Below are 782 nucleotides of genomic sequence, written 5' to 3'. Positions count from 1 at the left end.
AATCGATTGGGCAAGGTACCGTGATGGGTATTGATAACGTCGATTTTGCCAAGGTAGCTTGGTTCCGAGACGATTTGTCTCCGGTGCATCCGAATTATTATTTAAATAATTTAGGTTTATATGAGCACGCTGCACTTATTCCTACTAAAGTAGCCGAGAAAAACCAATTAAAGCTCGGCGATTTAATTTCAGTTGGCTTTCCAGACGGAATGATTGAATTTACGGTAGTAGGCATTTTGCCGTATTGGCCTACGCAATATCCAGATAAATCACCATTCATCATTGCGAACTTGGACTATATTTATGATCAAATGCCTATTACTCCTTATGAGGTTTGGCTAAAAATGAAGCCTGAAGCGAAGCTCGCTCCCATTGTCGAGAAGCNTTCGGCATATTGAGCTTAGGCTTCCTTGTATCTGTCGTCATTACGTTGGCGGGCTATGTTCTGTACTGGTTCTTCAACTTGTCAGGCCGTGTCGTGCAGTTCGGCGTACTTCGTGCGATGGGACTCTCGCGCAGGCAGCTTACGGGCATGCTTCTGCTGGAGCAGCTCTTTACAGCGGGACTTGCGATAGGGCTCGGCGTATTAATTGGAAAGGCAGTCAGCTTGCTATTCCTGCCGTTCCTGCAAACGACCGAGAATGTGGCTGAAACGGTGCCGCCATTCCGAGTTATATTCGACTCGAACGATACCAATCAGTTATTCTATGTGGTCGGATTTATGATGCTGATCGGTGCGCTTCTGCTCTTCCTGCATATTCGTAGGCTGAGAGTGCACCAAG

1 pseudogene is annotated in these 782 nt (G+C 46.5%); it reads left to right on the top strand.

The window, feature by feature from the left end:
* A pseudogene (locus tag FJQ58_RS00340) lies at positions 1-782 on the top strand (ABC transporter permease); the annotation flags it as partial.

Source organism: Paenibacillus paridis, assembly GCF_006345825.1.
Taxonomy (GTDB): domain Bacteria; phylum Bacillota; class Bacilli; order Paenibacillales; family Paenibacillaceae; genus Pristimantibacillus; species Pristimantibacillus paridis.
This window is presented reverse-complemented; position numbering and strand designations above follow the sequence as displayed.